The sequence below is a fragment of the Geomonas anaerohicana genome (genome assembly GCF_016458305.1).
In the GTDB taxonomy this organism is placed as follows: domain Bacteria; phylum Desulfobacterota; class Desulfuromonadia; order Geobacterales; family Geobacteraceae; genus Geomonas; species Geomonas anaerohicana.
Genome location: NZ_JAEMHL010000001.1, coordinates 683,996 through 696,110 on the forward strand (window position 1 = coordinate 683,996; position 12,115 = coordinate 696,110).

The 12,115-nt window shown below is 66.0% G+C and carries 9 protein-coding genes and 1 riboswitch; all 9 genes read right to left on the reverse strand.

Going from position 1 to position 12,115, the window contains the following annotated elements; translation table 11 throughout:
• Positions 1 to 152: 152 nt before the first annotated feature.
• Positions 153 to 321: riboswitch (M-box (ykoK) riboswitch) on the reverse strand.
• Positions 322 to 697: 376 nt separating this feature from the next.
• Entirely contained in the window at positions 698 to 970 is a 273-nt protein-coding gene (locus tag JFN91_RS02855) for a hypothetical protein (protein WP_199387690.1), read from the reverse strand.
• 193 nt (positions 971 to 1,163) lie between these two features.
• Complete coding sequence (locus JFN91_RS02860) at positions 1,164 to 3,746, reverse strand: sigma 54-interacting transcriptional regulator (protein ID WP_199387691.1); 2,583 nt, start codon at positions 3,744 to 3,746, stop codon at positions 1,164 to 1,166.
• Positions 3,747 to 3,908: 162 nt separating this feature from the next.
• A complete protein-coding gene (locus JFN91_RS02865) occupies positions 3,909 to 4,292 on the reverse strand; it encodes a hypothetical protein (protein ID WP_199387692.1) in 384 nt (127 codons plus the stop codon).
• Positions 4,293 to 4,366: 74 nt separating this feature from the next.
• Positions 4,367 to 5,599 (reverse strand): hypothetical protein, encoded by a 1,233-nt coding sequence (locus JFN91_RS02870; RefSeq protein ID WP_199387693.1) that lies wholly within the window; start codon positions 5,597 to 5,599, stop codon positions 4,367 to 4,369.
• Positions 5,596 to 6,402, reverse strand: a complete 807-nt coding sequence (locus tag JFN91_RS02875; protein WP_199387694.1) for an outer membrane lipoprotein-sorting protein — start codon at positions 6,400 to 6,402, stop codon at positions 5,596 to 5,598. Before JFN91_RS02875 ends, JFN91_RS02870 begins: the two co-directional genes overlap by 4 nt.
• A gap of 151 nt (positions 6,403 to 6,553) precedes the next feature.
• Positions 6,554 to 9,106, reverse strand: a complete 2,553-nt coding sequence (locus tag JFN91_RS02880; RefSeq protein WP_199387695.1) for an ABC transporter permease — start codon at positions 9,104 to 9,106, stop codon at positions 6,554 to 6,556.
• Entirely contained in the window at positions 9,103 to 9,792 is a 690-nt protein-coding gene (locus tag JFN91_RS02885; RefSeq protein ID WP_199387809.1) for an ABC transporter ATP-binding protein, read from the reverse strand. The genes JFN91_RS02880 and JFN91_RS02885 overlap by 4 nt, the downstream gene beginning before the upstream one ends.
• A gap of 106 nt (positions 9,793 to 9,898) precedes the next feature.
• Complete coding sequence (locus JFN91_RS02890; RefSeq protein WP_199387696.1) at positions 9,899 to 11,404, reverse strand: ABC1 kinase family protein; 1,506 nt, start codon at positions 11,402 to 11,404, stop codon at positions 9,899 to 9,901.
• Positions 11,394 to 12,011: a TetR/AcrR family transcriptional regulator gene (locus JFN91_RS02895; protein ID WP_199387697.1), complete on the reverse strand. Its 618-nt coding sequence runs from the start codon at positions 12,009 to 12,011 to the stop codon at positions 11,394 to 11,396. Before JFN91_RS02895 ends, JFN91_RS02890 begins: the two co-directional genes overlap by 11 nt.
• Positions 12,012 to 12,115: the final 104 nt, after the last annotated feature.

Consider the following 12,115-nt stretch of genomic DNA (forward strand, 5'->3'; position numbering starts at 1 on the left):
AAGGCTTTGAAAGGAGGCTAGCGCCGCAGGAACGGGATGGGTAACGGATATTCGCTACTATGACTGTCCAATTTGTAGAACCACCACCTTTCTGGTTTGACGTGAAGGTACGAAAAAAGGCCACGGGAGAACCCGGGCCTGAACGTCTGCCTGAGATTCCCCTCTCGTAGGTTTTCGGCAGTGCACAACGTAGGTCGCGGGGACCAGCTACCTTAAGTAAAGCCTTAATCCGGCAATACCTGGTCTACCCATTGGCGTCTTTCGACGTTTCCGGGCAGTAGCCTGTGTTTGTGCAAACGCCTCATCTTAACGAGGAATTCGGTGCTGCTATGCGTATGTAGTCGGAGCCGGGCGGATTTGCAGCGCTACTGCCGCGGTCTGACCAAAAATTTGTAACAGGTTTGGCTGCGGGAGGCAAGCAAAAAAGGGGACAGGCTACTTTTGTAACCCGGCTTTCCTGGTTCCCAAACTCCAGCTTGGGAACCCCATATGGCGTATAGCTCCAGCTATGTATCCGAGGGAAGCTGGAGCTTCTGAAAGGCTTTGCGGTTCCCAAGGCGGACCTCGGGAACGAGATCAAGGGAAATACCAACACGGTCGCTAATACAACCAATTTGTTTCAGCTTCAGGACGGCGAAGGCCACCGTGGCGAACCGCGGTGGCCTTTGTCTGCGGAAGAGTGGTGCCGGGGGAGCTACTAGTGGCCGGGCTTGTTGAGGTCGTCCAGGATGTCGTTAGCCTCTTTCAGTTTTTCGTGGAGCTTTTTCAGTTCATCGGCGGTGTAGACCTTGCCACCCTTGTTGATTTCTCCCTGCAGCTTGGCGATTTTCTGCTGGATGCTGTCTACCTCGTTTTTGCAGTTCTTCGAGATGAGCAGGCACTCGTCCTTGCCGCCCATGTCAGCGGCGTAGGTAGGTACGCTGCCCAGTGCCAGAAAACCTGCCATCACAACCAGAGCAATCCTTTTCATTGTGCGCCTCCTGTCTGAAGTGAGATTTCCGGAATAGTCAGTAACAACTCCGCGGCCCGTGCAATAGCCTGCCCGAAGGTCAGGCAGGCTATGACTTGAAGCGTGGAGCTGATACTGGAATTATCTCACATTCTGAGTTTAGTGGATAGCTTTGAAGAGTGTCTGGATGACCGGCACCTGGGGGACTGGTGCGCTACAGGATCACCATGAAAACCGCCGCGGCGGCCAGGATGAGCAGGCGGTGCCCGATGAGCGCCCGGGAGGGGAGGCCGTCCTGGCGCTGCAGCTTGGCCAGGATCACCCAGGCGAAGAGGGCCGCGAGCAGCAGCAGCGGGTAGATGAGCAGGCGCAGCGTCCCCAGTTCCGGGGTGAGCGCAGCGGCGTCGAGCACGTTGTCGAGTCCGAGCGCATGGACCAGGAGCGGAACGATCTGCGCGCCACCCTCGACCAGCGCCCTAAAGAAGATCATGAACAGGCCGGCCACCGCCAGGGGGAGATAGGCGAGGCCGCTGGTGGTGAAGACCGCACGCCAGCCGGTGCCGCGCACCGAGGCGGAGGCGAGGCCGGCGAGCAGGGTGAAACCCGCCACGATGCCCAGGGCGAGCAGGTAGTCCTGCACGCTCCAGATGGTGCGCGAGAAGATCTCCACCTGGCGCCCGGCCACCAGCGGCGTCCCCTTGGCGGCGATGACCACGCCGACCAGGGTGGTGCTGAAAAGGGCCTCGCGGAAGCCGCGCCGGGCCCGGTTGAAGCCGCCCCAGGTCGGGTTTCTCAGGTCGAGCTGCATGGAGCGGTGCGGGCAGCTCCTGACGCAGTTCAGGCAGAGCACGCAGTGGTCGGAACTGTCGACGCCGGAGGGATGCAGCCCCATCGGGCACCCCTTTTCCTTGATGCAGTCGTCGACGCGGCAGCGGCTCAGACAGACGTTGTGGTTACTGTGCATCTCCAGCGGCGAGATGCGCGACACCAGGCTCACGATGCGCCCCAGGGGGCACAGGAACTTGCACCATCCCCGGCGGCCGATGACCAGGTCGGCGCTCACCGTGGCACAGAGGATCCCCGAGAGGAGCATGCCGGTGGCGCCCGCGTAGCTGAACATGCCGGTCGCCTGCTCCAGAAGGAGGATCACCACCAGCGCGGCGAAGGAGAGTGACGGCCCCCAGCGGCGCAGCCAGGGGGCGGGGTCGCGCACCACGCGGCTGGAGACCCCCAGGTACTCGCCGATGGCCTCCATGGGGCAGAAGCTGCACCAGCCGCGGGCGAACAGGAAGGCGGTGAGCAAGAGCGCGGGCCAGCCGATGGTCCAGGCAACCAGGTTGGCCGCGTTGTGCTGGCGCGGCCCGAACAGCGTGTAGAGGGTGACGCCGAGAAAGAGCGGCACGGTGAGCCAGCGTAGAAGGCGCGGGAAGCGCGGGTTGCGCGCCAGGTTCTCCACGGCCGGGAGGGTGAGCAGGTTGAAGCGGCCGTCGCCGAAGGGGTGCCCCTGCAGCGAGATGTGCTCGGGCTGGATCTCGTCGTCGTTGCAGACCACCACCGCGCGGGAGACGACCTGGTACAGCTCGCTCGCGTTCAGGGGCCAGTCGTGGTCCACCAGGCGGTTCAGGGCGTCCTGGGAGAGGCGGCGCACCTGTTTGTGGTGCTTGGCGTTCAGGGACTTCAGAAGGCTCCGGGCGATGACCGGGATGTCCTTCTTGCGCTCGCGCAGCGGCACGAGTTCCAGTGTCTCGCCGGAGAGCTTCTTGAAGAGCACCGCGTTGAACTTGCCGCTTTCCACCAGCGGCCGCAGCGGTTTGCCGCTGGTGGCGATGATACGTAACTGGGCGCTTCTGAGCTTGGTCTCGCCGCGGCGGGTGAAATGGCCGCTCTCCATGAACTCGACCAACTCCTCCTGAACGGCGGCGGAGAGGCAGTCGATGTTCCTCAAGATGATGTCGCCACCGGCGGCCAGCTCGATCATGCCGCGCCTGACCCGGCGCGCGTACATGGCCCCCTCAGGCGCATGGCCGAACAGTGCGGCCTCCTGGGCGAGTCCCAAGAGGAGCGAGTTCTGCTGCGCGGAGTCGCTGGCGGAGCATTCCTCGCCCATGACCGGGGGGGGGGAGGCGCAGTCGAGGAAGAGGACGGGGCGGTCCCCGGTGCTGTGGAAATGGATCAGGCGGGCGGCGAGGTCCTTCCAGGTCCCCGGCTCGCCGAGGATGAGGACGTGGCTCCTGGTCCCGGCCAGGTGCTGCAGGCGCTGGTTCAAGAGGCGGACCCACTGCGAGGTGCCGGGGAACTCGCCGAATTCGGGGAGGAGCTGCCAGCCGATGATGTTGGTGATCACCTCGCGGTGCTCGCTCTCCTCGCGCTGGTGCCGGTGCGCCCAGCTCCCCAGTTGCGCCGCCAGGATGCGGCTCAGGTTGGCGTAGAGCAGCGGCATGCTCTCCAGCAGCTCCTCGAAGTGCTCACGGGTGAGCCGTGCGGCCTGGACCTCGGTGATGGCGCGCACGTCGGCGGAACGTTTTTCGTCGGTCAGGATGGCGCGTTCGCCGATCACGTTGCCTATGCCGAGCTCGGTGAGGTTGAGGATCTGCCCGGAGCGGTCCAGCAGTTCCACCCGGATCCTCCCGGAGAGGATCACGTAGAGTTCCTGCGCCGGTTCGCTCCGGGCGAGGATGACGTCACCCGCGGCGAAGTCGCGCAGTTCCAGGCGCTGCGCTATGCGCTGCAGGTCGTCCTGGTTGAGGCCGCTGAAAAGGCGTATGCCCGAAATGGTCTCGGAACTGATTGAAGCCATCGTTCTCCCGGCTTCGGCAGGAGGTTACCCGGTGCGGTGGAGTTGGGCCGGGGCAGGCTGCCGAAGAGGGTTACGATGGTAGCGTAAAAGGCGGGGCAGTGTCTAAAACGTATACCGCGCAAAGGGTTGCGGGCGCGTATACGTCGACGGGCTTAGGCGGGATCAGTGGCGCACGATGGAACGTGTGGTGCGGAGGGTTTCCATAGCCTTGTTGCGCTCGGCGGCAGCGAGTTGGCGCTGCAGCATGGCGAGGAAACGGAGCCGGCTCAGCACGACCAGGGCCAGCTTGCGGTTGTTGTCGGCTCGGGACTCGAGGTAGAACTCCTCCTGGGCCTCGCGCAGCAGCTGCAGGTCCAGGATGAAGTGATAGTACTCGTCGTCTTCCTGGTAGCGCTCCAGGAGCTTCGTGTAGATAACCACTTGGGCCAGGGCCATGGTGGCGCGGGTTTCGTTGCCGGCTGCCTGCGCCTTCATGTGTTTCGATACCAGCTTGGGCCCGATGTGGTTCAGTATGTTCGCCAACATAACGGTGAGGTCGATGTCCATGCGGCACCTCCGTCTCGTGCGTCGAATTGGGAAAGGTTAATTTCCTGCATCGCGTTGTCAAGACGGTGCCCGCGTCACCAACTGCGGCGTAGCGCAGCCATAAGCCGCCGGGCCCCGTGCAGCGCGCCCAGCGGGCCCCGTTCCGAGCCGTAGGGGAGATCGCCCCCGACGGTGACCTTCCAGGTGTCGGTTAGGTTGTAGCCGACCTCCCCTTTCAGAAGACCGTCGCCGCGCTTGAGGCCGCAGTCCCAGACCAGCTTCCAGGCGCCCCACTCCTCGGTCTGGTTCCAGGCGACGATCAGGGCGGGGAGCAGGCCCCGGTCGAAGAGGAGTGTCGGATCGACCGGCGGGTCGATGGCGTTGCCGGCCAGGGTGACCAGGAGCGTCCCGTCCCCGAAGCCGCGCTCGACGCTCAATGTGCCGATCAGCGCGTCGCCCAGTTCCGGGTCGGCTGAGAAGAGGGCGGCCGCTTCGCCGCGCACGACGTAGGGGCCGGCCACCCGTGAGACCTCGACGCCGACGCCGTGCTCGCGCGGGTAGCGCCGGCCCACCGAGATCACCGGGACCGGCCCGTTCTGCAGCGCCGGGTCGAGGGAGAACTCGAGGATGGGCGCCGGGCGCACCCCGCTTCTGGCCCAGACGCCGAGGTCCCAGTCGCCGTGGGTCGCCAAGAGGCGCAGGGCTGCGAAGCCTGGCAGCGGCGGGGCGTCGTCCTCCTCCTGGAACCTGGTCCCCTTCGGGAGGGCGCCCGAAGCGATGGGGGCGTTGCGGGTTCCCAAGGGAGGAAGGCGCCAAGGGGTGGTTACCGGCACAAGCACCGCCTGGTAACGCAGGTTTTCCTCCTGGCCGCTCAGGCGGACCGCCCACAGCGGCAGCTTCTCGTCGGCAAAGGGATCGGTCACGTCGCGGGGGAGGAACGCGTCCGCGGGGGAGTAGCCGTCGGTCTTGCCCCAGCCGAGCTGGAAGCGACCGAATTCCAGGTCGTGCGACGGGGCGAGCGGGACGCGCAGCCACAGCTCCGGGACAGAGAGCGGCGGGCGGCGGAGCTTGCGGTCGGCCGGGTCGAAAACCAGCGGGCTCGTCTGCGGCCAGGTGAGCCATTCCGCGCGCAGGGAGGCGGTGAACTGGCTCTCGGCCAGGCGCTGCTCCCACTTGCTGTAGAGCGTGCCCCACCCGGCACCGTAGGGTTCGCCGGGGAAGCGCTCACCGTAGGCGAAGCCCTTCAGCTCCGCGTAGCCGGAGAACCCTTCGGCCAGCGCGGCGCAGGGAAGACATAGCAGCAAAAGGAGCAGGAGGAGCGTTCTCAATCGCCCCCCTCGCGGGTGAGGTTCTGCAGCGTGAAGCGGCTGGCAGGCTGGGGGCGGTTGAAGGAAATCTGCTTCAGCGTCACCGTGGTGTGGCTTCCCTTCTTCAGGTCGGTCATCTCCATGCGCGCAGCGACGTAGTGCCCCTCGACGTTCTTGATGTCCGAGAGCACCAGGCGCTTGGCCGGCTCCTTGTCACCCTTCCTGATCAGGTCCTCGCGCACCAGGTAGAGGATGTCCTTTCTGAGGTAGAGGATCAGCTTCTGGTAGATGGACTTGCTTCCCTTTTCAAGCGGGATGGCGCTGATGACCCAGCAGGGCTGGCCGTCCAGCGTCTCCTCCCCCTGCAGCGCGACCTTGTACTTCTCGTGGTCGAACTCCTCCATGTCCTCGTAGTTGAAGTCGGTCCCCACGAAGGAGGCGTCGCGGTCCTGCGGGGCGATGCGCCGCTCCCGTTTCATGGAGGGGAGGTAGAGCCACTGGTCCGGGTTGTCCGAGCCCGGTCGCGGCAGGGAGAGAAAGCCGACGCCCTTCACTTCCGGTGGATCGGTGAAGCGGATCAGGTTCTTCGAGTCGCCCGCGTACCCCTGGCGGTAGCTGTTCCACCCCTTTTTGCGGACTTTCCCCTCCTTGTTCACCACGGTGAGGTCGCCCGAGTACTGCTGGGTCTTGGTGCGGTGCCGGCTCTCAGATTCCTTCAGGAGCGCGCGGGCATCCGGCGCGGCTAGGGCCGGGGCGGTACAAAGCGGCAGGAGAAGGGCGGCTGCGAGCAACAAAAGAAGCGATTTGAAACCTTTGCGGGTCATGGTGCAAAACCTCCTGTTTGGATGAAACTTTCGTGCGGTATCCACTAGCTCCTCCCCCCGGAGGGGGGAGGCTGGGAGGGGGGACACAGCGCGACTTTCCCCTCCCCGTCCCTCCCCCTCCGGGGGAGGGGGCCCTGTGGGACGACGTACTCTATTCGTACTCGATCGCCTCGGTCACCTTGACCCCGGCGGCCTGCCGGGCGGGGATACCTGCGGCAAGGAACGAAACCAGCGGAAGCGCGACCAGGAGCTGTCCCAACACCTCCCAGGGGTAGTGATGCGGCATGGCCCACCCGGTGAATGCCTTGGCCACCGGCCCCTCCATGAAGGCAGCAAAGAGATTGCCGGCGGGAAGCGCCAGCATGAGCCCCACCATGGCGAGTACCAGGGCCTCCAGCACCACGCTGCGCGCGATCTGCCCGGGGAGCGCCCCGAGCGCTTTAAGAATCCCGATTTCCCGGGTCCGCTCCGCCACCGAGATGAGCAGCGAGGTGACGATGCCGAGGAAGGCGACCCCGAGCGCCAGCAACACGGTGATGCGCATGACGGCATAGAAGGCGTCGATGGCCTTGCCGATCTCGTCCTTGAACTCGCGCTGGGTGGAGATGAGCGCGGGGTAGCGGCCGGAGAGCTTGGCGCGGATGGCGTCGCGCACCTTGCCCGGGTCGGTCCCCGGTGTCACCGAGACGTCGTAGATGTCGACCCGGTCATCCTGCCAGTGCCTGAGAAATACCTTGCGGTCCAGGAACACTGCCCCCTGGTCGGAGGAGTAGTCGCGGATCACCGCGGCGATGGGAAACTCCACCATCCCGCCCGGCGTGTTGAGCGGCACCTTGTCGCCCACGCTCAGGCCGAAGCGGTCGTGGAAGTTCTCGGTGACGGCGCACATCTCCTTGTTGAGCAGCCCCTCCCGCATGGCATCGCGATTGCCCTGGGCGAAGTCGTAGCGCACCCGCTGCATGAGGGTGTCCATCTCGACCGAACCGACCAGGATCTGCCTGCCGTGAAACTGCGGCCTGATGGCGCGGTAGCTCTCCACCGTGCGCACCCCCGGGAGCGCCAGGATCTCACCCTTAACGGCGCCGGGGTAGAGGAAGTCGGGACGCGAGAAGTTGGCCGAGGCGCGCACGAAGAGGTCGCAGGTGAGGATGTCGTCCATCCAGCGCACGATGGTGAGCCGGGTGGAGCCCATGTACCCCCCCAGCCCCAGCACGAAGGTGAGCGAGAGAGCCATGGCCATGATGGTGCCGGCACTGCGGCGCGGGTTGCCCAGGAGCGAATCCGACGAGAGCGGCCCGGCGGAGGGAAAGAGACGGGTGAGCAGCGGGCCCAGGGCGACCAGGACGGCGCGGGAGAGCGGGCCGATCAGGAGCACGAGGCCGATGCCGCCCAGAAGGAGCACCGACAGTACCAGTCCGTTCCCCCTGACCACGTTGCTGAGCGCGAGCGCCACGGCGCCGGCCACCAGGGCGGCCCCGGCGGCGATGCGCGGCGCCACCCGGCGCTGCACCCTGGCCTGGAAGGATCCCTTGGCGAACGCCTCGGTCGGGGAGATGCGCGATGCGGAGAGGGCCGGTCCCCAGGCTCCGACCAGCGAGGCGACCAGGCCGAGCAGCATGGATTGCAGCACGATGGCCGGGGTGAGGTGCACGATACCCGAGCCGGAGATGCCGTACACCATCTCGGTGCTCTGCCCCATGCTCACCAGCAGCGCCTGTGAGAAGGCGGTGCCGGCCAGGCAGCCGAGCGCGCCGCCGAGAAGGCCGATGATGAGTGCCTCGGCCAGGAACAGGACCTGCACCTGGCGCGGCGTGGCGCCCAGGGCGCGCAGCGTGCCGATGTCGCGGCGACGACGGTTCACCGAGACGTTGAAGGCGTTGAAGATGAGGAAGATGCCGATGGAGAGGGCGAAGGCGCTGGAGACGTTGAAGCCGGCGGTGAAGTTGGCCACCAGCCGTTCCATCTGCTCGCCGCGCCGCGCCGGAGTCTCCACGCGGTAGGCGGGGCCGAGTGCCTTTTGCAGCATCTCGGTCCCTTGGGCGACCGTCACCCCGTCCTGGAGGCGCACGTCGATGCGGTCAAAGCGCCTGCCGCGGCCGAAGAGTTCCTGCGCTGCGTAGACATCGACTACCATCAGGTTGCCGCCGAAGGCCTGTGCAAACCCCTTGGGACTCATCAGGCCGCGCGCGGTCACCTTCCTGACGCCGCTGGGGACCTTGACGGCGAGCGAGGTGCCGGTAGTAAGCCCGGCGCGCTTGGCGAACTCGCGGGTGAAGAGGGCGGAGTCCGGCTGGGCCAGGAAGAGCAGGGGATCGTCCAGGTCGGCGTCGTCACCTTCGAAGCCGTAGTCGCGCATCTCCCGGTCCCCCAGGAGGTCGACGCCGATCACCATCAGGCTCCCCAGTTCCCCCTTTTCAGGGACCACGATCTGCTCGATCACCGGCGAGGTGGCCCGGATGCCGGGCATGTTCCTGAGCCGCTCCTGTAGCGCCTCGGGGACGCCCCCCTCCATGGTCACCTGGAGCTGCGCCTTGCCGGCGACGCGGTCCACGGTCGAGCCAATGCCGACTACCAGGGCGTCCTGCGCCGTCTTGATCGAGCTGAAGGTGGTGACGCCGACCACGACCCCCAGCAGGGTTAGGATGGTCTTGGCCAGGTGGCGCCGGGCGTAGGAGAGGGAGAGGTGCCGCAGCAGGAACCTCATCTTTCACCTCCCGGTGCGGCACCGTCGTCCTCGACCTGGCCGTCCCTGAGACGAATGAGGCGGTCGCAGGCCGAGGCCGCCTCGCGGTCGTGGGTCACCATGACGATGGTGGTGCCGCGCCGGCTGTGGATGGAGCGGAGCAGGGCAAGGATTTCCTTGCCGCGGGCGCTGTCCAGGTTGCCGGTCGGCTCATCGGCCAGAAGCAGCGGCGCGTCGGTGACCAGGGCGCGGGCGATGGCGACACGCTGGCGCTCGCCCCCGGAGAGTTCGTCGGGGAGGTGGTCGGCGCGGTGTTCCAGTCCCACCTCCGACAGCACCCGCTCCACGCGCGCCTCCGCCTCCTTGGCGGGAATCCCGGCGAGCCGCAGCGGCAGGGCGACGTTCTGCCTGACCCGCAGCGTGGGCATCAGGTGGTAGGCCTGGAAGATGTAGGAAACGTGGTCGCGCCGGAACAGGGAGCGTTCCTTTTCGCCTTGCCGGGCCAGGTCGGTCCCCGCCACCAGCACCTCGCCGGAACTGGGCACATCCAGCCCCCCCATCAGGTTCAGCAGCGTCGACTTACCCGAGCCCGACGGCCCCATGATGGCCACCATCTCGCCGGCGGCGATGGAAAGGGTGATGCCGGCCAGCGCCGTCACCGTCGATTTACCGTCGTACGATTTCACCACGTTGCAAAGTTGCAGCACGGTTGGTTCCTCCTTGAGGAAAAAGTATCTTCGCAAACAGCTCCTCCCCCCGGAGGGGGGAGGTTGGGAGGGGGGGAGCGGGAGCAAGATGCTACGCTCCCCCTCCCTAGCCCTCCCCCTCCGGGGGAGGGGACGGTTCTGCCGGAGGAGTCAGCGGCGGACACAGCGTGGTGCTCCTTTCTCGACCGCCCCTCCCGCTCTCCCGCCGGTAGATCTCCTGGAAATCGCAGCGTCCCTTCAGCCGGTACACGATGCCCCGCGCCCCCAGGATGAAGCGGTTGGTCCAGATGTGCACCGGCATGCCGCGGGTGAACCCCTTGCGCATCACCTCGACCATGGCGTCCATGCCGCGGCGGAAGAAATCCTCGTCGCCGAAGTCGAACATCCCCTCGCTGAGCCAGGGCTCCAGTTGCCAGCGGATCACCCTGCCGATCAGCTCCAGCCGCTCCCGCCCCATCTGCCCGGCCGAATCGTAGAGCGAAGCCTTGACGATCAGGCGCTCCATCTCCTTCTCGTCACGGCGCAGCAGCGCGTCTTCGACCTTGACCTGCAGCTGCCACTCCTCGTCGGTCAACTCCCGGGTGCAGCCGAAGTCGACCAGCCCCAGCCGCCCGTCCGGCATGAAGATGTAATTGCCCGGATTGGGATCGGCGAGGAGCCAGTGGGTGCGGTACAGCATGCGGGTGGTGGCGACGGTCAGCAGGTGGGTGTAGCGGTCGCGCAGTTCCTGGGACGGCCTGGATTCAAGGAGCTCCTCCAGGTGCACCCCCTCCAGGTATTCGGTGGTCAACACCCGCCGCGTGGAGTATTCGGGGTAGACGCGCGGGATGACGATGCCGTCCCCGGGGGTGAATGCGTCGCGCACGGTTTGGGCGAAGGTCGCTTCGGCAAGGTAGTCGGTCTCGGCAAGGAGCACCCGTTCCACCTCGGCCAGCTTGACCACGGTATTGTCCCAGTCCTCCCCCAGCCGCATCGGCTGCATGAGCAGGCGCAGGTTCTTCAGGTCGGACTCGATGGTGCGGGCGATGCCGGGATACTGGATCTTTACCGCCACCAGTTCCCCGGAATGCAGCCGGGCACGGTGCACCTGACCCAGTGAAGCCGCGGCGAAGGCCTGCTTCTCGAAGCTCGCGAACAGTTCGTGCGGCTCCTTGCCGAACTCGTCCAGGAAGACCTCGCGCACCATGGCGTAGTGCATGGGGGGAGCTTCGAAGTGGAGTGCCGGGAGGAGGCGGGCGAACTCTTCGGGGAGGGCGTCCGGGAAGGTGGCTAGCATCTGCCCCAGCTTCATGACCGCGCCGCGCAGGTAGCCCATGGTGCCCAATAGCTCGAGCGCCGCTTTCAGATGGGTCTCGCTCTTGAGCCGCTCCCGCTCCTCAGCGTCGGCCCAGCGGCTGCGCAGCCAGTAGGCGAGGTAGGCGCAACTGACCTTGGCCTGCAGCGACCCCAGGATCCAGAACCGGGAGAAGGAGGTGGTGGGAGGGCGCTTGGCGGCGACGTTTTCCACCAGCTCGGCCAGGCGCCTGCGTGCCGCCTCTTCCTGGCGCGGCATGAGATCGAGCAGCGCAGCCCGTGCCTCGATTCCTCTTTTGCGCGGGGTGTCAGCGGACATGGTCGCCTCCCCTGTGCGCGCCGGAGATCATCTGCACGAAGGTGCGGATGGCGTAATCGATGAGGGCCCGGGAGGACTCCTGGTTGTCGGATTGGTCGCCGGTCCAGGAGGCGAGGATGCCGAGGTAGAGCGACCAGTAGATGGTGCCGGCAACGTCTTCGGGGGTAGTGACGAAGCCGTGGCGCAGCAAGATCTGCCGCACGCACTCCAGGTGTTCCTGGCGCGCCGTCTCACCTTCGGGGCAGACGCTCTTGCGCGGAAAAGGGCTCAGGGAGCGCTCCAGCACCGGCCCCAGGAAGGGACGCAGGGGGCGCAGGCGGCGCAATTCGGTGCCGATCAGCAGGAACAGTTCCTCCTCCAGCGATTCGCCGCCGTCCAGCCGGGTCAGGAATTCTTCCCGCCCCTGCGCCAGCGCCTCGTTCACCATGGTCATCGCCATGGTCTCCTTGCTGGGAAAGTAGTTGAACATGGTGCCGGCGGCGACGCCGGCAGCGAGGGCGATGTCGCGGGTGGTGGTCTGGTCGAAACCGCGCGCGGCAAAGAGCTCGGCGGCCTTTTCCAGGATCCGGGCCCGGCACAACTGTTTTGCCTGCTCGCTGATGCGCATCGACTGCTCCCTTAGGAAAATGAACGCGCTCACTATAGCAGAATGGCTGCTTCGGTCAATATTTAAAATGAGCATGATCACAAATGACGCCAGGTGCCGGTCGC

Coding starts and splice junctions, on each gene's coding strand:
- JFN91_RS02890 (WP_199387696.1), bottom strand. CDS start 11,404: ATGTCCGCTGACACCCCGCGCAAAAGAGGAATCGAGGCACGGGCTGCG.
- JFN91_RS02895 (WP_199387697.1), bottom strand. CDS start 12,011: ATGCGCATCAGCGAGCAGGCAAAACAGTTGTGCCGGGCCCGGATCCTG.
- JFN91_RS02865 (WP_199387692.1), bottom strand. CDS start 4,292: ATGGACATCGACCTCACCGTTATGTTGGCGAACATACTGAACCACATC.
- JFN91_RS02855 (WP_199387690.1), bottom strand. CDS start 970: ATGAAAAGGATTGCTCTGGTTGTGATGGCAGGTTTTCTGGCACTGGGC.
- JFN91_RS02880 (WP_199387695.1), bottom strand. CDS start 9,106: ATGAGGTTCCTGCTGCGGCACCTCTCCCTCTCCTACGCCCGGCGCCAC.
- JFN91_RS02875 (WP_199387694.1), bottom strand. CDS start 6,402: ATGACCCGCAAAGGTTTCAAATCGCTTCTTTTGTTGCTCGCAGCCGCC.
- JFN91_RS02860 (WP_199387691.1), bottom strand. CDS start 3,746: ATGGCTTCAATCAGTTCCGAGACCATTTCGGGCATACGCCTTTTCAGC.